At 61.0% G+C, this 22657-nt stretch carries 21 protein-coding genes; 9 read left to right on the top strand and 12 right to left on the bottom strand.

The window, feature by feature from the left end; all coding sequences use genetic code 11:
- Nucleotides 1–54 precede the first annotated feature (54 nt).
- A complete protein-coding gene (gene xerD, locus ONZ54_RS05815; RefSeq protein ID WP_271787679.1) occupies nucleotides 55–966 on the bottom strand; it encodes a site-specific tyrosine recombinase XerD in 912 nt (303 codons plus the stop codon).
- Nucleotides 967–1171: 205 nt separating this feature from the next.
- Here xerD and fldB point away from each other — a divergent pair, with 205 nt between their 5' ends.
- The 4 genes from fldB to ONZ54_RS05795 all read left to right on the top strand — a co-directional run bounded on the left by fldB (nucleotide 1172) and on the right by ONZ54_RS05795 (nucleotide 5150).
- Nucleotides 1172–1690, top strand: coding sequence for a flavodoxin FldB (fldB, locus tag ONZ54_RS05810; RefSeq protein ID WP_005317454.1), 519 nt, complete (start codon nucleotides 1172–1174; stop codon nucleotides 1688–1690).
- Nucleotides 1691–1886: 196 nt separating this feature from the next.
- Entirely contained in the window at nucleotides 1887–3287 is a 1401-nt protein-coding gene (locus tag ONZ54_RS05805; protein ID WP_125607204.1) for a TldD/PmbA family protein, read from the top strand.
- A complete protein-coding gene (locus ONZ54_RS05800; protein ID WP_271787678.1) occupies nucleotides 3287–4627 on the top strand; it encodes a TldD/PmbA family protein in 1341 nt (446 codons plus the stop codon). Before ONZ54_RS05805 ends, ONZ54_RS05800 begins: the two co-directional genes overlap by 1 nt.
- Nucleotides 4628–4844: 217 nt before the next feature.
- A complete protein-coding gene (locus ONZ54_RS05795) occupies nucleotides 4845–5150 on the top strand; it encodes a hypothetical protein (protein ID WP_005317463.1) in 306 nt (101 codons plus the stop codon).
- Nucleotides 5151–5235: 85 nt separating this feature from the next.
- Here the strand turns inward: ONZ54_RS05795 and ONZ54_RS05790 are convergent, their stop codons facing one another.
- From ONZ54_RS05790 to ONZ54_RS05770, 5 genes are all read right to left on the bottom strand, one after another.
- Nucleotides 5236–6156 carry a L,D-transpeptidase family protein gene (locus tag ONZ54_RS05790; RefSeq protein ID WP_271787677.1) on the bottom strand — a complete coding sequence of 307 codons (921 nt, stop codon included), beginning with the start codon at nucleotides 6154–6156 and terminating at the stop codon, nucleotides 5236–5238.
- Nucleotides 6157–6421: 265 nt separating this feature from the next.
- Entirely contained in the window at nucleotides 6422–7705 is a 1284-nt protein-coding gene (locus ONZ54_RS05785; protein ID WP_271787676.1) for a glycosyltransferase, read from the bottom strand.
- Nucleotides 7705–8580, bottom strand: coding sequence for a TauD/TfdA dioxygenase family protein (locus tag ONZ54_RS05780; RefSeq protein ID WP_271787675.1), 876 nt, complete (start codon nucleotides 8578–8580; stop codon nucleotides 7705–7707). The genes ONZ54_RS05785 and ONZ54_RS05780 overlap by 1 nt, the downstream gene beginning before the upstream one ends.
- A 10-nt stretch (nucleotides 8581–8590) precedes the next feature.
- On the bottom strand, nucleotides 8591–9565 hold the full coding sequence (locus ONZ54_RS05775; RefSeq protein ID WP_271787674.1) for an isocyanide synthase family protein: 975 nt from the start codon (nucleotides 9563–9565) through the stop codon (nucleotides 8591–8593).
- A gap of 543 nt (nucleotides 9566–10108) precedes the next feature.
- Nucleotides 10109–10957, bottom strand: a complete 849-nt coding sequence (locus ONZ54_RS05770) for a patatin-like phospholipase family protein (RefSeq protein WP_271787673.1) — start codon at nucleotides 10955–10957, stop codon at nucleotides 10109–10111.
- Between the two features lie 143 nt (nucleotides 10958–11100).
- Between ONZ54_RS05770 and ONZ54_RS05765 the strand changes: the two genes are divergently transcribed.
- The 3 genes from ONZ54_RS05765 (at nucleotide 11101) to fumC (ending at nucleotide 14954) form a co-directional block, all read left to right on the top strand.
- Nucleotides 11101–12465, top strand: coding sequence for an endonuclease/exonuclease/phosphatase family protein (locus ONZ54_RS05765; RefSeq protein WP_271787672.1), 1365 nt, complete (start codon nucleotides 11101–11103; stop codon nucleotides 12463–12465).
- 229 nt (nucleotides 12466–12694) lie between these two features.
- Entirely contained in the window at nucleotides 12695–13435 is a 741-nt protein-coding gene (pepE, locus tag ONZ54_RS05760; protein ID WP_021138151.1) for a dipeptidase PepE, read from the top strand.
- 124 nt (nucleotides 13436–13559) lie between these two features.
- On the top strand, nucleotides 13560–14954 hold the full coding sequence (gene fumC, locus ONZ54_RS05755) for a class II fumarate hydratase (protein ID WP_271787671.1): 1395 nt from the start codon (nucleotides 13560–13562) through the stop codon (nucleotides 14952–14954).
- A 66-nt stretch (nucleotides 14955–15020) separates the two neighbouring features.
- Here the strand turns inward: fumC and ONZ54_RS05750 are convergent, their stop codons facing one another.
- Complete coding sequence (locus ONZ54_RS05750; RefSeq protein WP_058393767.1) at nucleotides 15021–15413, bottom strand: DUF1090 domain-containing protein; 393 nt, start codon at nucleotides 15411–15413, stop codon at nucleotides 15021–15023.
- A 159-nt stretch (nucleotides 15414–15572) separates the two neighbouring features.
- On the opposite strand from ONZ54_RS05750, the gene ONZ54_RS05745 reads away from it, so the two are divergent.
- Together ONZ54_RS05745 and ONZ54_RS05740 are read left to right on the top strand one after the other, a co-directional pair.
- Entirely contained in the window at nucleotides 15573–15926 is a 354-nt protein-coding gene (locus ONZ54_RS05745; RefSeq protein ID WP_058393899.1) for a DsrE/DsrF/TusD sulfur relay family protein, read from the top strand.
- Between the two features lie 138 nt (nucleotides 15927–16064).
- Nucleotides 16065–17147: a protoglobin domain-containing protein gene (locus tag ONZ54_RS05740; RefSeq protein ID WP_271787670.1), complete on the top strand. Its 1083-nt coding sequence runs from the start codon at nucleotides 16065–16067 to the stop codon at nucleotides 17145–17147.
- Here the strand turns inward: ONZ54_RS05740 and ONZ54_RS05735 are convergent.
- From ONZ54_RS05735 to rbfA, 5 genes are all read right to left on the bottom strand, one after another.
- Nucleotides 17144–18454: an MDR family MFS transporter gene (locus ONZ54_RS05735; protein ID WP_334312720.1), complete on the bottom strand. Its 1311-nt coding sequence runs from the start codon at nucleotides 18452–18454 to the stop codon at nucleotides 17144–17146. The two genes, ONZ54_RS05740 and ONZ54_RS05735, sit on opposite strands and share 4 nt — an antisense overlap.
- 41 nt (nucleotides 18455–18495) lie before the next feature.
- Nucleotides 18496–20637, bottom strand: coding sequence for a polyribonucleotide nucleotidyltransferase (gene pnp, locus ONZ54_RS05730; RefSeq protein ID WP_212538939.1), 2142 nt, complete (start codon nucleotides 20635–20637; stop codon nucleotides 18496–18498).
- A gap of 167 nt (nucleotides 20638–20804) precedes the next feature.
- Complete coding sequence (gene rpsO, locus ONZ54_RS05725; RefSeq protein WP_005317514.1) at nucleotides 20805–21074, bottom strand: 30S ribosomal protein S15; 270 nt, start codon at nucleotides 21072–21074, stop codon at nucleotides 20805–20807.
- Nucleotides 21075–21218: 144 nt separating this feature from the next.
- Entirely contained in the window at nucleotides 21219–22178 is a 960-nt protein-coding gene (truB, locus tag ONZ54_RS05720; protein WP_005317516.1) for a tRNA pseudouridine(55) synthase TruB, read from the bottom strand.
- Between the two features lies 1 nt (nucleotide 22179).
- Entirely contained in the window at nucleotides 22180–22614 is a 435-nt protein-coding gene (gene rbfA, locus ONZ54_RS05715) for a 30S ribosome-binding factor RbfA (RefSeq protein WP_005317518.1), read from the bottom strand.
- Nucleotides 22615–22657: the final 43 nt, after the last annotated feature.

Raw genomic sequence — 22657 nt, 5'->3', positions numbered from 1 at the left:
GTCGTGTGTTTAAAAAAACCGCCCTCGGGCGGTTTTTTGTTGCGCGTCGGCGACTCAGGCACGTGGATGGTGCTCGCCGTGCAGCGCCTTGAGTCGCTCATTGGCCACATGGGTGTAAATCTGAGTAGTGGAGAGATCCGCATGGCCCAGCAGCATCTGCACCACCCGCAGATCGGCGCCATGATTGAGCAGATGGGTGGCAAAGGCGTGGCGCAGGGTATGGGGAGACAACTCCCCGCGGATACCGGCACGCTGGGCATAGAGCTTGATCCTGTGCCAGAAGGTTTGACGGGTCATCATACGGGCCTGCTTGGAGGGAAATACCACATCCGAGCTGGTGCCCCCCAGCAGCAGGGTACGGGCCTCCCGGTAGTAACGCTCCAGCCAGTGCACCGCTTCCTCCCCCATGGGCACCAGTCGCTCCTTGTTGCCCTTGCCCATCACCCGCACCAGCCCCTGACGCAGGCTGACATGCTCGGCGGTGAGCCCCACCAGCTCGGATACCCTCAGCCCTGTGGCGTAGAGCAGCTCCAGCATCGCCTTGTCCCTCAGCTCCAGCGGGTCGTCCACCAACGGTGATTGCAACAGTGCTTCCACCTCGGCTTCACTCAAATCAGAGGGTAGCTTCTTGGGCAGTTTGGGCCCCTCCAGCAACACGGTCGGATCATCGCTGCGCAGCTTTTCGCGGTTCAGATACTGGTAAAAGCGGCGCAGGGCAGACAGAAAGCGAGCCGTGCTGCTGGCGGCAAACTGGTGGTCCACCCGCCAGGCGAGATAGTGCTGGATGTCATCCATCCCCGCCAGCAACAAAGAGCGCCCCTGCCCGTCGAGCCAGAAAGCAAATTTCTCCAGATCGCTGCGATAGGAGCTGACAGTGTTGTCAGAGAGTCCCCGCTCCAGCCAGAGGGCGTCGAGAAAGGGTTCGATCAGGGGATGATTGTGCACGGCGGGGGCTGGCTTGGTCATGGTACTGGGTCTTGGGCAAACGGTGGCTCATTGTAGCGCGCCCGGCGCCGGACGACAGCGGGATCTGAGGGCCTGCGCCACGCTTGCCCCGTGAAGGGCGTCAGTCTATCTGCTAAACTGGCGCCCCTCCCTGTTGCCTCCGGGCGCGTACGCCCCACGCGCCGCCAGGATAAAGAGCGATCTGTTTTACGGTAAGGACAGTGCGATGAAGATAGGTTTGTTTTACGGTTCCACCACCTGTTACACCGAGATGGCCGCCGAGAAGATCCGCGCCCTCATTGGCCCCGAGCTGGTCGATATCCATAACATCAAGGATGTGCCCCTTGTCCGCATGCAGGAGTACGACATCCTGATCCTGGGCATCTCCACCTGGGATTTCGGCGAACTGCAGGAAGATTGGGAATCCCGTTGGGAAGACATAGCCGATGTCAATCTGGAGGGGCGCATCATAGCCCTGTTTGGCATGGGCGATCAGCTGGGCTATGGCGAATGGTATCAGGATGCCCTGGGCCTCCTGCACGATCAGCTGGTGCCCAAGGGGGTCAAACTGGTGGGTTACTGGCCAAACGAAGGGTACGAGTTCGACGCCTCCAAGGCGCTGATCGACGATGGCCGGCATTTCGTCGGGCTGGCCCTCGATGACGCCAACCAGTATGACCAGACCGAATCCCGCATCGAGCAGTGGGTCGACCAGATCCTCGGCGAGATCCACGAACTGTTGTGAGCCCCTGACCGGCGGCCAGTGTCCCGATGCATTGGCCGTCCGGGCGCAGTTATCGCACCGATTTTCTCAATCGGTATCATCGCTTGACGCTATAGCGACTTTTTTGTGCTGGTCTGCAACAATGCAATCGACACCCCATAACACAATCAGAACGGGTGTCGGAAGCAAACAGGAACAGACCAGAAAAGGATATTCTATGACCCCATTCTCCCTGTTGGCCCCCGCCATTGCCCGCGACGTACTCGATCACGCGCTGGCGCTGGGTGCTGACTTCGCCGAGCTGTTTGTGGAGCGCAAGCGCCGCAGCCAGCTCAGCCTGCTCTCCAGCCAGATAGAGAACATCAGTGGCGGCCTCGATTTCGGCATAGGCGTGCGCCTGTGCTACGGCCACAAGGTGCTCTACGGCTACACCAATCTGGCCAGCCGCGACGAGCTGCTGCGCATCGTCACTCTGCTGGCGGCCAAAGACAGACGCGACCCAGTGGTGACCGCCACCGCCTTCGATTTCACCCGATTGACCGATCGCAACCCGGTGGCGTTGCCGCTGTCGGCCGACAAGCAGCTGGAGCAGAAGATTGCCTATCTGCACGCCATGGATGCGGTGGCCCGCGCCGAGAGCAGCAAGGTGAGCCAGTTCTCCGGCAATGTGCTGGGCTGGGAGCAGGAGGTGGAGATCTTCAACAGCGAAGGGTTGCAGGTGAGCGATCGCCGCCACTACAACCGCATCATGGCCCAGACCATCGCAGTTGAGGGGAGCGAGCAGAGCGTGGGCTATGAGGCGCCCGGCGCCCTGATGGGCTGGGAACACGCAGATCGTATCGATCCGCGCGAGCTGGCCCTCACTGCCACTCGCCAAGCGCTGGTGAAACTCGGTGCAGCCCCCTGCCCGAGCGGCACCCTGCCGGTCATCATGGAGAGCGGCTTTGGCGGCGTCATCTTTCACGAGGCCTGCGGCCACCTGCTGGAGACCACCTCGGTCGCCAAGAAGGCCTCGGTATTCCACGACAAAATGGGCCAGCTGATCGCCAATCCGGCAGTCAGCGCCGTGGATGAAGGCTTGCAGAGCAACGCCTGGGGCTCCATCAACGTCGATGACGAAGGGATGGCGACCCAGCACACCCAGCTCATCAAAGACGGCGTGCTGACCGGTTTTCTGGTGGACAGAATGGGCGCCCTCAAGACAGGTTACGCCCGCACCGGCTCGGGAAGGCGCGAATCCTACAAATACGCTCCCACCTCGCGCATGCGCAACACCTATATCGAACCGGGCAACCACAGCCTCGACGATATGCTGGCCACGGTCGAGCACGGCATCTATGCCAAGAAGATGGGGGGCGGCTCGGTGCAACCGGGTACCGGCGAGTTCAACTTCAACGTGCAGGAGGCCTATCTCATCGAGCACGGCAAGATCACCCGCCCGCTCAAATCGGCGACCCTGATCGGCACGGGCCCGCAAGTGCTCAAAGAGATCTCCATGGTCGGGAGCAATCTGGCGCTGGCCGCCGGCATGTGCGGCTCCGTCTCGGGCTCGGTACCCACGTCTGTCGGCCAACCCGCCTTGAAAGTTGACAAGATCCTGGTAGGAGGGAACGCCTGATGAGCACACTCGATATGAACAACCTGCTCACCCGCCTGCTGGAGAAGGTCGCCGATCTGGGCGCCGAGGCGGATATCATCGCCAATCAGGACAAAGCCTTCTCCCTCAAGGCCGACAAGGGGGAGCTCGGGGAATACAAGGTCACCAGCAGTCAGCAGCTCGGCATTCGTCTGATCAAGGATGGACGGGTCGGCATTGCCTACTCGGAATCCCTCGATGAGGCGGCCCTCGATGCCATGCTGCAGGATGCACTGGATGCCAGCCGCTTTGCCAAGGTGGACCCGGATCAGTGCATCTCGGTTGCCGGCAGCCGGATCAGCACCGACTGCGCTGAGATAAACCAGCCCGATACCACAGCGGTGGAGGAGAAGATCGCCCTAGCTCTGCGCCTCGAGGCGGATATGCTGGCACAACCTGATGTGACCGGCGCCCCCTACAACAGTTTCTTCGAGGGAGAGAGCAGCCTTTGGCTCGCCAACAGCCTGGGCAGCCTCTGCCAGCACAGTGAATTCAGCGTCGGCTGCTATACCTCGGCGCTGGTGGAGCGGGATGGCCGCCAGTCGATGCACTCGCAAGGGCAGTATGGCCGCCGCTTCGACGAGCTGGATAACCAGACCCTTATCGAACAGATCTACGCCGTGGCCCATGACCTGTTGCCGGGGGAAGCGGTACCGAGCGGTCGCTACAGTGCCATTTTCAGCACCAACTGCTTCGCCAGCCTGTTTGGCTGCTTCCAGGCAGCGCTCTCGGGCAAGTGGGCCCAACAGGGGATCAACCCCTGGCGAGACAAGGTGGGCCAGTCTGTGGCTTCCCGCTGGCTCACCCTGGAGAGCCGGGCCTATATGCCGGGCGGCATGAACATCAAGGCGTTCGATGGCGAGGGGACAGCCACCTCGGATCTGTTGCTGATTGGCGAGGGAGAGCTGAAAACCCTGCTCCACAACAGCGCCACCGCCCACCACTTTGGTGTGGCGAGCAACGGCTCGGCCGCCCGCAGCGCCCGCAGCGCGCTGGATGTGACCACTCGCCATCTGGTGTTTGGCACAGGTCCCCACAGCGAGGCAGAGGTCAAAACCGGCGAGTATCTGGAGCTGGTCAAACTCGATGGCCTGCACTCAGGGGCTGATGCGGTGAGCGGTGACTTCTCCTTCGGCGCGTCAGGGTTCCTGTGCCGAAATGGTGTGCGAGTCCAGCCGGTGCGCGGCATCACGGTCGCAGGCAACTTCTACCGCCTGCTCGGCGAGCTGGAAGCGGTCGGTGACCGTCTGAAGCACAACGATGGCAAGGGCTTCTACGCGCCGCTGATCCGTTTTGGTGGTTTGAACATTGCGGGCAAGTAACCCCCGCATTTAAAGAGAAAATGGCACTTTGTCCCGTTCTGAACAGCAAGAGGGCAACCCCAAGGGTTGCCCTCTTTTTTATTCTGACCTGTGGCTTGGAGCTTGCTGACTAATGGTCAAATAATGCTCATGCCCCGCCTGGCACCGTCGATACTGACAATGCAAGGCAATGAAAACGCGGTTTCCTACCAAAGTGCAAGACAATATGGAGGTCTGCATGAAGACAATCGCAATGGCGATCACCCTCGCCACACTGGGCATATCGATGGCACAGGCCGCTTCGGCAAGCAGCACAGGACGCATCACCTTCAGCGGCGCCATCGTGGAAGATGCCTGCCGCGTCAACCAGCAAGAGAAGCAGATGCAGGTCACCTGCCTCTCCGGCCCCTCACAAACAACCGAGACAGTTGATCTGCAACAGCTGGCAAGAGAGGCGTCAATGAGCCTCTCCCACAGTCAGGTTTCCTACCAGTGGGTCGATGAAGGCCGCACAATGGCGATCGTCACCATCAGCCACAAATAATCCCCCACTGCCGAGGACAGAAACAACAACGGCGACCATAGGGTCGCCGTTGTCATTACCGAGTCTCACATTCAAGCCATCAGGCTCAGGGGTTGAGACGCGTCGGCATACCGGTGCGCTGTTCCAGCACCTGTTTGACCACATTGGAGTCGCTGTCGGCATGAGCGATGAAGCGAGTAATGGCAGGAGTCATGGGAAGCGGCACGGACGCCGAGGAGTTGAACTCTTCCTCGTTGCGTGACAGTGGCTCATGGACTTCCATGTAGCGACCACCATCGGGCTCGACCGTGGACTTGACCGGCTGGTTGACGAACTGGACGCGGGTGCCGACCGGCACGTTGTCGAACAGGTACTTGATGTCGTCGGCGCGCAGGCGCACGCAGCCGCTGCTCACTCGCAGACCGATGCCGAAGGTGGCGTTGGTACCGTGGATGGCATACAGGTTGCCGATATAGAGGGCATGCAGACCCATGGGGTTGTCCGGACCCGCGGGCCAGACCGCAGGCAGTGTCTTGCCCTGGGCCGCATAACGGCGACGGATGTTCTCGGTCGGAGTCCAGGTCGGGTTGGCACGCTTGCGTTCAACCTTGGTGATCCAGTTTTCCGGGGTATTCACCCCCAGCTGGCCGATACCGATGGGCAGCACTTCGACGACATTCTTGCCTTTCGGGTAGTAATAGAGGCGCATCTCGGCCACGTTGATGACGATCCCTTCACGGGGCGGATTTGGCAGGATCAGCTGATGAGGAATGATCAGCTTGCTGCCCGGTGTCGGCAGATAGGGATCGACCCCGGGGTTGGCCTCCATGATGTTGGTCAGACCCAACTGGAAGTCGGAGGCGATCTGCTCCAGCGGGCGATTGTCCGCGGGTACCACATACTCCAGGTTCTCACCGATCAGGCGGCTATTGGCAGCGGGCAGCTGGTATTCAACGGCAGCAGCCTGATAGCTGACCAGCGTCAGCGTAAATAAAAGGGCCGAAGCGGCAGTGCGAAAAGGATTCATAAAATTCCTGTGTGGTTTCCTGTACCAAGTTGGCCGGGGGCCGTGTCATCCTCGGTCTGACCTGTGACGAGTCACCTTGCGCCCGAGGCCAATCACCGAGCGCGCATTCTTCCCTGAGTCGGACAAAATTTCAACGTCAGGATGGCTCTTTTTGCATGAACAGTCTATTCACAGCCCCTGACTTGTCATTTTTACCCTTGCCAAGCTAACAATCAGCAAATGAGTAGAGCATGAACAAAAGGGAGACCCATGGGTCTCCCTCTCCTCAGCAGGCTCTGGCCAGCAGGCGGGTCACAGCCTCCCTGATGGCGGCCCTGGCATCCAGCCTCCCCATCTCGTCGGCCAGCAGGCGCGCCCGTGCCCGATAGCGGGGCTCGTGCATCACCTTGCGCACTGCCGCAGCCACGGCCTCTGCCGTCGGCTCGTTGCTGTGCAGATTGATGCCAACGCCACTCCATGCCACCCGGGTAGCCACCTCGGCCTTGTCCTCCCCTGTGCCAGCCACCACCAATGGCACACCGTGGGCCAGTGCGGCCTGCACAGAACCATAGCCGCCGTTGGTCACCAGCACGGCGGCACGGGGCAGCGCCAGCTCGAACGGCACATGGTCGGTGACGATGGCATTGGCGGGGATGGATGGCCCCAGCAGCGCCGGATCCCGCCCGCCCGTGGTCAGCAGCAACTGCACCTCGTCACCCGCCAGCCCCTGCATGGCCGGGATCAGCAGTTGCCCCAGATCCACGTTGGCCAGGGTGCCCTGGCTGACAATGACCAGCGGCCGCCCATCCAGCCGTTCCCACCAGGGCGGCGGCGTCAACGCAATCATGGGTGGCAACAGGGGACCGATATGACGGATCAGCCCCTCAAGCTCGGGTCGCTCATATTCAAAGCCGGCGCAGGAGAGCTGCAGGAACGCATCCGGCGCCGTCACCATCACATCGGTGAAGGGGGCCGCCAGCGGCGGCGCCCCCGCCTCGGCCAGGGCAGCATCGAAGCTCTGCTGCACCTCGGCCTGCAGTTGCCGGGTCTGTTCATCCAGCCATGGCAGCTCGCCAAGGGAGAGGCGCAGCTCGGGGGGGATGCGCGGGCCATAGAAGATGGCATCCGGGCTCGAGAAGGAGACCGGGTTAACCCCCAGCATCAGGATCGGCACTGGCCTGCCATGGGGTTGCTGCAGCAAGGGCAGCACACCGTAGAAGCCGTTCTCCACCAGCAGCAGATCCACCCCCTCTTCAGCGATCAGCGCCCGCAACCGGCGGTCGTGCACCGGGATGGGCGCGGCGAAGAAACGCCTGAGCGCCAGCGCCATCTGGGCAGTGCCGCTCAACTCGGCCCGCTCGGGGAAGTGCTGCTCCAGCGCCCGGTAGTCAAAATCCACTTCGGGGGAGAAAGACACAAATTCGGCGCAGCTCTGGCGGATCCCTTTTTCGAACAGGGCGCCGCACAGCATCAGTACCCTATGCCCCTCCTCTACCAGCAGGCGGGCCGCCGCCAGCATGGGATTGACGTGGCCCGGGGTGGCGGTGGCCACCAGCAAAATGGTCACCATCACGCCGCCCCTTGCGGCGCCAGCGCCGGGTTGAGGCAGAGCGGGCTGGCCTGGATATGGACCCGCTGGATATGGCGTGCCGAGCAGGCGGTGAAGCCTTCCCGCCCGTGCAGCAGGCCGAGGTTGTCGGCGATCACCACATCCCCGGGCTGCCACTGATGGGCATAGAAGTAACGGGGGTCATAGAGTCGCTCGTGCAAATCCTGCAGGAAGGCGCCCTGATCCTCGGGCGGGATCCCCTCGATCTGCAGCGCATGCCGGTTGAGGAAGCGATCCCCCTCGCGCGGCGGCTCGTTGTAGCGCATGACGGTTTCACCGCTCACCGGATGAGGCACCAGCAGGGGCGAGCTCACCTCGCCACCGTAGTGAACCACCTGCTTGATGCGATAGGTGATCCGCACTCGCTCCCAGCGGGCCAGCCGCTCGCCATCGAGATCCACCAGCAGCTGGCGGGTATTGATGAAGGTGGTACGCCCGCCCTCATCGGCGGCAGGTGCATGCACGCAGTGAAAGAGCTGGAACTCCGGCACGGTTGGCTTGTACATGCCATCCCAGTGCAGCGGCACATAACTGGAGTCGAAAATGTGGTCGGTGGCGTTCTCGTGCTCCTTCACATCCAGCACGGCACCGAAGGGCCACATCATGATCTCGCCCCAGCGCTCGGCGTAATGGGTCAGCCGCTCGGGGTCGACAAAGCCCGAAGCAAACCCACGCAGGATCAGCACGCCGTGGCGACGGGCCAGTTCGCGCAGCGATCCGACCGGCAGAGCCTGTACCGGCTGCTCGCTCCTGGCCGGTTCGATCAGCAGGCCAAAGGGAGCCAGGGGACGGATGCGGCAGAGCTCGCCGCCGAGGGGGATGATGGATGCAGTCATGATGAACTCCTCAGGCGGCGGCCTGCTTGCTGCGGATCAGGTAGTGGCTCGGACGGCCGTGGATATGGACCAGTTCGTGCTCCAGGGCCAGCACGTCGCGCCGTTTCATCAGCACGAACTGGCCATCCAGATTGGCCGCCACCCCGTGCCAGGGGGTGAGCCAGTCATCCCGGGTCGGCAGCATGTGAATGCCCATCTTCAGGCTGTGGCTGGCCTGGGGGTGAATGGAGAGACGGATGGCCTCGGGGAAGCGCTCCGCCAGCAGCTTGCCCCAGGCGCGGCTGCGCTGGATCACGCCGTGGGTGCGCGACTTGGCATCCCGCTGCAGTGCCGTGTTGGAGAGTGGCGTGTCCGGCAGCTGGCTGTCTTCATACAGGAAGCGAGTCATGGCGCGATAGAGACGAACCCCCTCCTCCGTGGTCTTTACCTCTTCACTGATCTGCGCCAGCGGCTCGGCATAACGCTCGACCAGCTGTTCACGCAGGGTGTCGAAGTCGCGGTTGGCGCAAAACTCGGCCATGCCCGCCACCATCCCCAGATGAAAGACCCCGAGGTGGGTCGCCCCCAGCTCCAGGATCAGCTGCTCTATGTGGGCCTGATAGGCATCAATGGCCGGGTCCGATACCCGGATCAGATCGCCAAAGACATGGCCATCCGAGCAGATCAGGATCCGCATGCCGGGCCGGTAGTGCAGCTGGATGCGCTGGCAGAGGTGATTGAGAAAGCTGAGGGAGAGGCGCTCCGCCATGTCCGGCAGAGTGCCGAGTACCTTGTTCGGGTTCGGCGACTTGGTGGGAAAAGCGGGCAAGACGCAGGTAATGGTCTCGCCCCGCTCGATGAAGGCTTGCAACCGGGGGATCTGGATGGCCGCCACCTCCTGCTCTTCGCTGTGCCGGTCCAGGATGGGATCGGGGAAGCGGCGACGATAGGGCAACAGCTCGGCAAATATCTCACGGGCAATTTGATGGGAAGATAAACCACTCATTATTCCGGCTCCTTTAGGCAGGATAAAATCAATAAAGATGACTCTTTATCAATGCGTCCAGTCTCTGTCGTTATTATGAATGTATCCGTTTGCTACCCAAACGAATCGAGAGGGGACAGTAGCCGAGATTAAGTCAGGCTATCAATTCGCCATTAATGTAAAGAGATTCAACCCAGCGCTAACAATCTATTTCGCATAAGCAAACTCACTCTATGCATCTGAATAAAAACATATTTAATGAATACCTTGGCGTATTAAAAAGCACCAGTCAGGAAAGTTCCCCACCGGTTTTATTATTCCGTCACAATTTGACTCGTGGATTATTTAGCTCAACTTAATAGTGATGTTTTTTCATGCCGGCAATGCTGACCATTTTGCTTTAAATATCGCAAACTATTATCCAGCTGCATATTAAGCGGACGAGCAAACGCTGGCTCTGGTAATCAAGACAGGAAGTGGCGGGCGGGATGATTCATCCCTGACCCACAGCGGCATCGCCATGGTTTTTCATGATGGCGGCCCCGGGCGGAGCCGCCATACGATTCAAAACTGGGCCCGGTCGGCCGCCAGATAATCCAGGGCCGCCTGCCAGCCCATTTGGTAACCCTGCTCCAGCCGCCCCTTGTCTGTGGTCATGCGACCGACCCGAAAGCCCGCCGGCGGGTAGATGAGCCGGATGCGGCAATCCGCCGGTGGCTGACGGATGAAGTCGATGGCGTCGTTGTAGCTGCGATGGCGCGCCAGGCTGGCGCGAGCCAGGGCCGGGGTCTGGCGCAGCAGATAACGGTGCAGCGCAGGCAGACGCGGCGCCCGCTTGCGATAGCCGAGGGGGCGGGAGAGTACCACGGTAATATCTCGCGCCCCCTGCTCGTAGGCATGACGCACCGGAATGGAGTCGGCCACCCCGCCATCCGTCATGGCTTCCCCGCCGATGCGTACGAAGTCGCGATAGACCAGGGGCACAGAACAGGAGGCTTTGATCTGCTGCTCCAGCTCGGCCGCATTACCCTTGAGGTAGGCGGCCTGACCGTCCGAGACCCGGGTGGTCACCACTGTCAGCGGCACCGGATTGACGGCAAAGCGGGCCAGATCGAGTCGGCACTCGCGGATGGTGATCTCCCACAGCCAGTCGAGATCGAGCCAGTGACCGCCACGCACGAATCTGGCCAGACTGATGAACTCGGGGCGGCAGGAGTAGTCCGTGATGACGCTGTGGTTGCGTCCGCGCTGACCGGCCAGAAAAGCCGCCAGATTGACCGCTCCCGCCGAGACCCCGATACAGTGATCGAACGCCGTCCGGCCCTGTGCCAAAAAGGCATCCAGCACACCCGCGGCAAAAATGCCGCGCATGGCGCCCCCCTCGACCACCAGGGCCGTTTGCCGCCGACTCATCTCGCCTCCCGCTGAATTTGCTCTGTGAATGGACTCACACTTTGACCCATCCGGTGCCCATCCCCACGTTGCGCTCCCTATAATGGGCGCGCCTCTGCTCTGGTGCCATGAGGTATAACTTATTGATGCTACGGAATATTACAATGAAAAAAATCAGCAAGTCCCTACTCGCCGCTGCCATTTCCCTCGGATTGATGGCAGGCTGTCACAGCAACAATGACTCCGAGACTCCAGATACCATGGTTCGCTTCGCTACCTTCAACCTCTCCTTTGATCGCACCGCTCCCGGCATGCTGAGCGGGGAACTGGCCCTGACACGCGCCGAGCAGGACACCCTGCTGGCTCGCCTCGCCGACGGCGGCCTGAGCGGCGCAGAGAAGACCAAAGCCCTGGACGTGCAGCAGATCCGCAATATCGCCGAGATAGTGCAGCGCACTCGGCCGGATGTGTTCCTGCTCAACGAATTCGACAACGACGGCAAAGGCGAAAATACCGCCGACCTGAAGGCGTTCAACGACAACTACCTGGCCCACGCCCAGCACAGCGAGGTGCAGGCCATCAGCTACCCTGTGCTGCAAAACTTCGCCACCAACACAGGCCTGATGAGCGGCCATGACCTCAACCTGGATGGCAAGGTCAACACAGGGCCGGACGACGCCTGGGGCTTTGGCAACTACCACGGCCAGTACGCCTTCGCCGTCATGTCCCAGTACCCCATCGATACCAAGCAGATCCGCACCTTCCAGCACTTCAAGTGGAAGGACATGCCCGGCGAATCGAACCCTGTCATCGACGACTGCAGCAACCCCAAGGCCCCGATCCCGGCGGGCCGCCAGTGCGGCGATGCCTGGTATGACGACGCCGCCTGGCAGGCATTCCCGCTCTCCTCCAAGAACCACGCCGACGTGCCGGTGCGCATCAAGCGCGGCGACAAGGAGGAGGTGATCCACTTCCTCATCTCCCACCCGACCCCGCCCATCTTCGGCAACGCGGCGCGCCACAACGTCAAGCACAACCGCGCCGAAGTCGCCTTCTGGCAGGACTACGTGGAGACCGCCAGCTACATAGTGGATGACGCGGGCAAGGCCGGCGGCCTGGCCGAGGGCGCCAAGTTCGTCATCGCCGGGGATCTCAACGCCGATCCCCAGATTGGCGACGGGGATCTCACCGCCATTCAGGATCTGCACAACCATGTGCTGGTCAACCAGGCGGTCACCAACGGCGCCATCATTCCGGTCAGCCAGGGCGGCCCCGAATGCCTCGCCAGCCAGCCGGATCAGTGCAAGCGCAACAACAAGCGCCCCACCCCGGAGCGCATCACCAGCAGCAGCGGCCTGCAGCTCGATCACCTGCTACCCTCCGCCAACCTGAACGCGGTCGCCTCGGGCGTGTTCTGGCCCGCCAGCTTCGAGCCGGGCTATCACCTGGTGTACGACGCCAAGCTCGGCATCGCCAAGGGAGTCAGCTCGGATCACCGGCTGGTGTGGGTCGACTTCAAGCTCGACTAACTTGATGGTGTTTTCAACAATCAGGGGGCCCGCGGGCCCCCTGATTGTTTTCAAACAAAGTGAACCGCCCTTGGTCACGGCAAGCGCCAAGGGGCACAGCAATGAGTGCCATTGCCAAGGTGGGGCGACGGGATCACAGAACACGGGCACCAATGAGGCTAGAATGGGGACTCTTGTCGCCAGGCTCTGGCGATGATGCCTCCGCTTTCACTCATCGAGGACACGCTTCATGGAACTGCTTCTTCTCAGCAACGGTAAAGCCACCGAATTTCCGGGTCTGCTCGGTTGGGCCCGGGATAGGGTGCAAACCCTGCTCGCCCGCAAACAGGTCAAACGCATACTGCTGATCCCCTACGCCGTGATCCGCAGCGACTGGGATGCCCGCGCCCGCGATCTCACCGAGAGTCTGGGGGTGGAAGCCATCAGTATTCATCAGTTTGATGACCCTGTGGATGCCATCAATCAGGCTGATGCCATCTTCATCAGCGGTGGCAATACCTGGCGCCTGAACCAGCTGCTGCACGAATATGGTCTGGTCGTGCCAATCCAGCGCGCGGTGCGCGAGCGAGGCGTGCCCTATGTGGGCTGGAGCGCAGGTTGCAATGTGGCAACCCCCAGCATTCGCACCACCAACGACATGCCGGTGTGCAACGCCGCCGTGCTGCCTGCGCTCGGCCTGTTCCCGTTGCAGATCAACCCTCATTATCTGGATGCCAGCATCAGCGGTCACATGGGCGAAACCCGCGACGAACGTCTGGCGGAGTTCTGCGCCATCAATCCGAGCGAATACGTGGTGGCCCTGCGCGAAGCCAGCCTGCTGCAGATAAGCGGTGAGAGCAGCGGCGACACCCTCGAATACTGGAGCGCCCGCGGCGAGAGCTACAAGATCTTCAAACACGGCGAGGAGGTGCAGGAATTCATGAATGCCACCCCGCTGGCGAAGTTGACCCCCTTTAGCCCTCACGGCTGACTGCCCATGAAAAAGGGAGCATAGAGATGAGGTGCTGATCTGAGCCGCCGAACCTGCGGTTTGCCATGCTGTAAGGGGCAAGGGATCTTCCCTCGCCCCTTGTTTTGTTAGACGGGAGTATGCCATGACGACACGGATCGAACACGACAGCTTCGGGGACATAGAAGTGCCGGCCGAACGGCTGTGGGGCGCCCAGACCCAACGCTCCCTGCTCCACTTCGACATCTCGGGAGAGCGCCAACCCGCCGAGCTCATCTGTGCCCTGGCCCGCATCAAGTCTGCTTGCGCCCGGGTCAATCACGCCAAGGGGTTGCTGCCCGCCCGCACGGCCCAGGCCATCATGAGCGCCGCCGATGAAGTCCTGTGCGGCCTGCATGAGGAAGAGTTTCCACTGCGCGTCTGGCAGACAGGCTCGGGCACCCAGACCAACATGAATGTCAACGAGGTACTGGCCAACCGGGCCAGCGAGCTGCTCGGCGGTCCGCGGGGGCAGGGCTGTCTCGTCCATCCCAACGATCAGGTCAACCTCAGCCAGTCGAGCAATGATGTCTTCCCGAGCGCCATGAACCTGGCCGCTGTCAGTACCATCACGCTGCAGTTGCTGCCCGCCCTGATCACCCTGAGCGCGACGCTGGCCCGCAAGGCCCACACCTTCGACGACATCGTCAAGATTGGCCGCACCCACTTGCAGGATGCCACTCCGCTCACCCTGGGGCAGGAGTTCTCCGGTTGGGTTGCCCAGCTGGAACAGGGGGAGCGCCACATTCGAGCCGCCCTGCCCCATCTGTGCGAGCTGGCGCTGGGGGGCACGGCCGTCGGTACCGGTCTGAACACGCCACCCGGTTTTGCCGATGCCGTGGCGGCCACCCTGGCGGAGCAGACGGGCCTGCCGCTGGTGAGCGCCCCCAACAAATTCGAGGCGCTGGCGAGCAGCGATGCCCTGGTTCATGCCCACGGCGCCCTCAAGACGCTGGCCGCGTCGCTCATGAAGATCGCCAACGATGTGCGTTGGCTGGCCAGCGGCCCCCGCAGCGGGCTCGGTGAGCTGCTCATTCCGGAAAATGAACCCGGATCCTCCATCATGCCCGGCAAGGTCAACCCGACCCAGTGCGAGGCGCTCACCATGCTGTGTGCCCAGGTGATGGGCAACGACGTGGCGATCAACATAGGCGGCGCCAGCGGCAACTTCGAGCTGAACGTCTTCCGCCCACTGATTGCCCATAACTTTTTACAGAGCGTGCGTCTGCTGGCCGACGGCATGCAGAGCTTCCACGATCACTGCGCCACCGGCATCACACCGAACCGGGCCCGCATAGACGAGCTGCTGGCCGGCTCCCTGATGCTGGTCACAGCACTCAACCCTCACATCGGTTACGACAAGGCGGCCGAGATAGCCAAGCGGGCCCACAGTGAGGGGCTCAGCCTGCGGGAGGCCGCCATCGCCTCCGGCCACCTCACGGCGCAGGAGTTCGATACCTGGGTAGTGCCAGCCAACATGGTGGGTCGACGGGGGCTCTGACATGAGTGCCTGCTGAAAAATGAAAAAGCCGGGCATGCCCGGCTTTTTCATTGTGCAATTCGTCGTTCAGGGTTTGATCAGCTTGCTCAGGGCATCCAGCTCGCTCTGGGCGGCCAGCAACTTGGCCTGGGCCTCTTCCAGCTTGGCCTGCTTCTTGGCGATCTTGTCCGGCTTGCCCGACACACGCGCATTTTGCAGCTCAAGCAGCCGCTCGTTCACCTGCTCTTTCAGCTTGGCTACCCGTTGCTGCTGCTCCTTGAACAGACCGTCATCGGTACAGTGGGCCTCTATGTTGCGCAGCGCCTGCTCCAGCCCAGCTATCTGATCCGCATTATTGTGCGCCTTGGCGAAGACCAGCTGGTCCGCCACTGCCTGTTGCCTAGCCTTGCAGCCGACCTGCTGGCTGCCATAAGCCTGACCGGCCAACAGCAGCATACTTATTCCGAAAACCTTCCACATAACGACCTCATTCCTCTGTCATGTTTGATGGTCGCCTATCAGACCGTACTCGGCCAACCGGGTCAAGTCATGCGCAAACCGGTACGACAGAGTTTGTGCAACATCACGCCTATGCAGGCCGGCCAGGTCTACAATGGGGTTTTCGTGATGGAGTCTCTTATGAATCAACAAATTGTCATTATTGCCAACGGCGCCCCCTATGGCAGCGAGTCCCTGTTCAATACCCTGCGTCTGGCCATTGCCCTGGGCGAGCAGGGTGGCGCCAGCCTGCAGCTGTTCCTGATGTCCGACGCTGTCAGTGCCGCCCTGGCGGGGCAAGCCCCGGCCGAGGGTTACAACCTGCGCCAGATGCTGGAGATACTGCTGGCACAGGGCACAGCCATCCGTCTTTGCAAGACCTGCACCGATGCCCGCGGCATCACGGCGCTGCCCCTCATTGAGGGGATCGAGATCGGAACCCTGCCCCTGCTGGCCCAATGGACACTGGCGGCCGACAAGGTGCTGACCTTCTAGCCAGCTAACAGCCTCACAGGCACAAGTCTTGATCGGCAGGGAGCCTGCGCCATTTGAAAACCATTACCCTGTTTTTACTGTCTACACTGTCAATTAGATAACAATGTGCGCCCCCTCATATTCGTTCAGGGAACTACCATGAATCCAACCGAACAGACCCTGCTGGAACAGATGCGGATCACCGAGTTTGAGATCGCCCATCGCAAGGAGCTACTGCTGCTGGACGAGGACGACTTCACCCGGCTCGCCAGCTATCGCGCCAAGATAGAACCTCATATTGATATGTTGGTCGACAAGTTTTATATACTGCAGACCGGGATCACCGAGATTGCCCTGCTGATCGGCGATGCCGATACGCTGACAAGACTCAGAGCGGCTCAGCGCCGTTACATACTCGATCTGTTCAGCGGCCTGTATGACCTGGAGTACGTCAACAACCGGCTGCGGATCGGGCTGGTACACAAGCGGATCGGGGTGGAACCCAAGCTCTATCTGGCGGCCATCAACACCCTCAAGGGGCTGCTCATCGAGGATATCTTCACCCAGATAGCCCATGAGCCCGAGCGCATCGCCATGCTGACCGCCCTCGACAAACTGTTTCTGTTCGACATTACCCTGGTATTCGAAACTTACATCCGCAGCCTGGTCTCGGAGATAGAGTCATCCAAGGAGAAGTCGGAGATCTATGCCAAAGCGCTGGAGGAGAAGGTCCGGGAACGTACCCAGCAACTGGAGGAGATGAGCCGCACCGATGCCCTCACCGGCCTGCTCAGCGTGCGCCACCTGCAGGAGAACCTGACCCGCACCCTGCGCACCTGCCAGCGCCGGGCCGAGCCAGTGGTCATTGCCTACCTCGACATCGACGACTTCAAACAGATCAACGACACCCAGGGGCACCAGCGGGGAGACGAGATACTGCGCATAGTGGGCGCATCCATCCGCAAGGTGTCACGGGCAGAGGACTGCTGCTTTCGTTACGGCGGAGACGAGTTCTGTCTGATCCTGCCCAACTGCAGCGAGGATCAGGCCAGAGACGTCTATCTGCAACGGTTGACCCACGCACTGGCAGAGCAGATAGGTGATGTCACCCTCAGCATCGGCCTGGTGCAGACAGGGCCATTGCAGTTCGACGAGGGCAACAGCCTGATCCGGCTGGCCGACGAGCGCATGTATGCCGCCAAGAAGGCGCTGAAAGAGGTGAATCCGAAAGAGACCCACTAGCCTTGATGGGCACAGGGTTTCGCCGCCTCGGGGCGCGGGATCCGGGCCCCCCATTCGTACAACAGAAACGTCAGCACGCAGAGCAGCGCCATCAGTATGTAGAGCCACTGGCCACTCCACTGCTCGATAATCCAGCCTCCCAGCACGGCGCCAATGGCCCCACCCAGCCCGGCCAGCGCACCGGCGCCGAAATAGCTCCCCTTGAGATGAGGGGGCGACATCTGGTCGATCAGCACATTGAGCAGCGGAAACAGAATAGTCTCCCCCACGCTCAGCAATAGCACGGCCCCGATCCAGTGTGACCACTGCTGGGGATCCCCCAGCGCGAACAGCACCTGAGCCCCCAGAAACAACATGATGCCGACCTGCAGCCGTACCTTGTGCGGCCAGCGGGCGAGCAGATGCAGCAGCGGGAATTGCAGCACAACCACGGTCAGTGCATTGGTGGTCACCAGGATGGCGACCAGTTTCGCCACCTCTGGGGTTTCTGCCCGCGTCAGGTATTGCACCAGCGGCGAGTGAAACTGGGAGTAAACCAGCACCATCAGCAGATTGGCCATCACCAGCAACAGAAAACCCAAATCCAGCCACAGCACCTTGATGGCGGCGCGCAGACCCAGGCCGCCGCTGCGCTGCTCGCCCTCAATCAGCTGGCGAAACCCCCAGACGAAGGCGGCCCCCAGCAGCAAATAGCTGCCGGAGAGCAGCAAAAAAGTGTGCTGCTGGGCACTGATCCCCAGCGTCACCCCAAGCAGGGGCCCGATCGCCGCCCCCAGGTTGAGCAAGAAGTAACGCAGGTGGAGTGCCAGCTCGCGGGCCTTGGCAGAGATGAGGCTGTCGGCCATCAGCGCCTTGCCGGGCGCATCGATCAAGCCGGAAGAGAGGCCGCTGCCAAGCACCCCGACCCCTAACCAGAATACAGAGTGGGCAAATCCCAGCAGGCCGTAGCAGAGCAGCGCGACCAGACAACCGGCCAACAAGATGTTGCGCCGCCCCAGCTTGTCCGACAGCCAGCCGCCATAGAAGCTGACCAGGGTCGAGATGGCCGCAGTCGCCCCCAGCATGGCACCGATACTGGTGGCCGAAAGGGCATACTCCCGATAGAGCAAGATGGAGAGAAACGGCCAGACCATATAATAGCTGGTGCGCACCATGAAGGTACCCAGGATCACGGTCCAGACCAGAGGGGGAAACTGCCTGAGGAGGGCCCACGACATCATACTGCTCCTTGTTGCCCGTCGCGCGGGGAGCTCTCCGTTGTAACAGAGGGTCTCATAGGAAACAAGCGTGGCGGATAGCGGACACAAAAAAGCCGACCCTGAGGTCGGCTCTTCACAGCGCAGCAGCCTTATTCGGCAGCCGGCTCTTCGACAGCGGCTACGTCAGCAGCAGGAGCAACGGCTTCGGTCGGTGCATTCGCTTCCTTGATGGAGAGACGCACACGGCCTTGACGGTCCACTTCCAGTACCTTCACCTTCACAACATCACCGAGCTTCAGGAAGTCGGCCACGTTCTGCACGCGGGCGTCGGTGATCTGGGAGATGTGCACCAGACCGTCTTTACCCGGCAGGATATTGACGAAAGCGCCGAAATCGGCCAGACGCACAACCTTGCCTTCATAGATGCGGTTCACTTCGATCTCGGCAGTGATGGCTTCGATACGACGGATCGCTTCCATGGCCGCTTCGTTGGCCACGGCGGAGATGCGGACTGTACCGTCATCATCCAGCTCGATGTTGGTGCCAGTCTCTTCGGTCAGCGCACGGATCACGGAACCACCCTTGCCGATCACGTCCTTGATCTTCTCGGGATTGATCTTGATGGTGTGGATACGCGGGGCGAAATCGGAAATCTCGGCACGCGGCGCCTGGATGGCTTCGTCCATCACTTTCAGGATGTGCAGGCGAGCACCACGGGCTTGCTTGAGGGCAATCTCCATGATCTCTTTGGTGATGCCTTCGATCTTGATGTCCATCTGCAGCGCAGTGATACCTTGAGTAGTACCGGCCACTTTGAAGTCCATGTCGCCCAAGTGATCTTCGTCACCCAGGATGTCGGACAACACGACGAAACCTTCTTCTTCCTTCACCAGACCCATGGCGATACCGGCAACAGAGGCCTTGATCGGCACACCCGCATCCATCAGCGCCAGGGAGGAACCACAAACGGACGCCATGGAGGAGGAGCCGTTGGATTCGGTGATTTCAGACACCACGCGCACCACGTACGGGAATTCGGCGGCGCTCGGCATCACGGCAGCAACGCCGCGCTTGGCCAGACGACCGTGACCGATTTCACGACGCTTGGGGCTACCCATCATGCCGGTTTCACCGACGCAATACGGCGGGAAGTTGTAGTGCAGCATGAAGCGGTCGGCGCGATGGCCAGCCAGCTCGTCGATGTTCTGGGCGTCACGCTCGGTACCCAGGGTCGCAACGACGATGGCCTGAGTCTCACCACGGGTGAACAGGGCAGAGCCGTGAGCGCGGGGCAGAATGCCGGTACCGACGGAGAGGGCACGGATCATTTCCGGATCGCGACCATCGATGCGCGGCTCGCCACGTACGACGCGACCACGAACGATGCGGCTTTCCAAGCTGTGGAACTCTTCGCCAATCTTCTTGGCATCGTCTTCCACGCCGGCGGCGATCACTTGCTCAACCACACGCTGCTTGATGGCGCTGATGGCGGCGTAACGCACGGCCTTCTCGGTGATGCGGTAGGCTTCACCCAGTTCAGCTGTAGCCAGCTCGGCAATCTTGGCCTTGAGGGCTTCGTTGGTCGCAGGCGGGGTCCAATCCCATGGCTGGGTACCCACATCGGCGGCGAACTCGTTGATGGCGTTGATCACGACTTGCATCTGCTCGTGGCCATATACCACGGCGCCCAGCATCACCTCTTCAGAGAGGATGGCCGCTTCGGATTCCACCATCAGCACGGCGTTGGCAGTACCGGCAACCACCAGATCCAGATCGCTCTGGGGCAGTTCGGCGGTAGTCGGGTTCAGCACATACTGACCGTTCATGTAACCCACGCGGGCAGCCGCAATCGGGCCACCAAACGGGATGCCGGAGATGGCCAGTGCAGCAGAGGCACCGATCATGGCAACGATGTCCGGGGAAACCAGCGGGTTCACGGACATAACGGTGGCAACCACCTGAACCTCATTGAGGAAGCCTTCCGGGAACAGCGGACGAATAGGACGGTCGATCAGGCGGGAGGTGAGGGTTTCGCCTTCGCTCGGACGGCCTTCGCGACGGAAGAAACCACCCGGGATACGACCAGCAGCATAGGTACGCTCCTGGTAGTTGACGGTCAGCGGGAAGAAATCGCGACCGTGATCGGCCTCTTTCTTGCCGACGACGGTCACAAATACGCAGGTATCGTCCATGCTGACCATAACGGCCGCAGTGGCTTGACGGGCCATCACACCGGTTTCCAGAGTGACGGTGTGTTGACCGTACTGGAATGACTTTACAATAGGATTCACGTGAATTTCCTTTTTACAATTTGGCTCTTTAAATTCGCGTGCAAGTATACTTGATTCGAACCAAAAGGTAAGCAGTGACACACATTCTGTGAGGATGGCAACAGCCTGACGGACAATAAAAAAGGGGAACCCTGAGGTTCCCCTTTTTCGCGAAATCTGATGGTCGATTAACGACGCAGACCCAGCTTGGCGATCAGAGCAGCATAACGCTGAACATCTTTACGCTTCAGGTAGTCCAGCAGCTTGCGACGCTGGGAAACCATGCGCAGCAGACCACGACGACCGTGGTGATCTTTAGCGTGCTCTTTGAAGTGACCTTGCAGATGGTTGATCTGGGCAGTCAGCAGGGCAACCTGCACTTCGGGGGAGCCAGTGTCGTTGGCGCAACGAGCGTTGTCAGCAACGATGGAAGCTTTGATCTCAGCATTTAGAGACATGGTATTACTCCAATAGAGTGTTTAAAGGTTCACAGCCAATCTCTAATTCAGCCGTGAAATGAGGGCGGTATCATAATCGTCCCCGTCACTTTTCGCAACGGGAAAGAGGCGCAGCGGGAAAGACGCCCTGATACCGCCTGAGGATCACTCCTCGTCGTGTTCATCGTGGTAGCGAACCAGACGCTTGGGGGCAACCCGCCCTTCGTCGTCGATCTCGCCCACACCGATGAACTCACGCTCCGGGCCCACCGTCATGCGAACCTGGCCGCTTTGCGGCGCGCCAGCTACCTGCACGGCTTGACCCTGGTTCACATAGGCGGCGACTGCCGCCAGCATGTTCACCTCGGGCAGTGCGGCCACGGCGGTATCCATCGGCAGCAACAAGGGGTCGAGCTGCTCCCGTGGCGGGATACTCTCTGCCTTGGCCTGTTCGAAGATGCACTCGAGCTGTTCGAGGGTCAGCATCCGCTCATAGGGATACGTGGCCACCTGGGTACGGCGCAGCTGGGTAACGTGTGCGCCACAACCCAGCACTTCACCCAGATCGTCCACCAGGGAGCGAATGTAGGTGCCTTTGCTGCAGTGCACTTCCAGCTTGACCTCATCCCCTTCAAAGCTGATGAGCTTGAGCTCGAACACTGTGATGGGGCGGGCTTCCCGCTCGATCTCTATGCCTTCACGGGCATATTCGTAGAGCGGGCGACCGTTGTGCTTGAGTGCCGAGTACATGGACGGCACCTGCATGATGGGGCCGCGGAACTGGTCCAGCGACTCGATCAGGGTACCCAGAGCCACGTTCACCGGACGGGTGGAAACCACCTCGCCGTCGGAGTCGCTGGTGTTGGTGCGCTCGCCCAGCTTGGCGGTCACCTCATAGCGCTTGTCCGCTTCCAGCAGATACTGGGAGAACTTGGTGGCCTCGCCGAGGCAGATCGGCAGCATGCCGGTCGCCAGCGGATCCAGAGCGCCGGTGTGACCGGCCTTGGCGGCGTTGTAGATACGCTTGACCTTCTGCAACACATCGTTGGAGGTCAGACCGGTCGGCTTGTCCAGCAGCAGGATGCCGTGTACGTCACGACCCTTGAAACGGCGTCTACGAGACATCTCAGGCTTTATCCTCAGTTGTATCATCCGGTGCGGCTTCGTCTTCTTCACGGCCGGCTTCGGCCATGCGACGCTTGTCGTCACGCACTGTGTTGGACACCAGGTTGGAGATGCGCATCCCCTCGACCAGGGTCTGGTCGTAGTAGAAGCGCAGCTCGGGCACCACCCGCAGGCGCATGGCGCTGCCGAGCAGGCTGCGGATGTAGCCGGCCGCTTCGGTCAGGCCCTTGAGCCCTTCCGCGATGCGCTCGGCATCGATATCCAGCTGCAAGAAGGTGACATAAACCTTGGCATAGTTGAGGTCCTTGGACACTTCCACGTCCGAGACGGTTACCATGCCGATGCGCGGGTCCTTGACCTCACGCTGCAAGATCAGCGCGATTTCGCGCTGGATCTGCTGGCCGACCCTGTTGGTCCGGCTGAATTCTCTGGCCATATTCTATCCTGCGATAAAAGGGGGCCGCAGCCCCCTATTTTGT

The sequence above is a fragment of the Aeromonas salmonicida genome (assembly GCF_028355655.1).
In the GTDB taxonomy this organism is placed as follows: domain Bacteria; phylum Pseudomonadota; class Gammaproteobacteria; order Enterobacterales; family Aeromonadaceae; genus Aeromonas; species Aeromonas salmonicida.
Note: the sequence above shows the minus strand (reverse complement) of the source record. Positions and strands in the feature narration are given on the sequence as shown.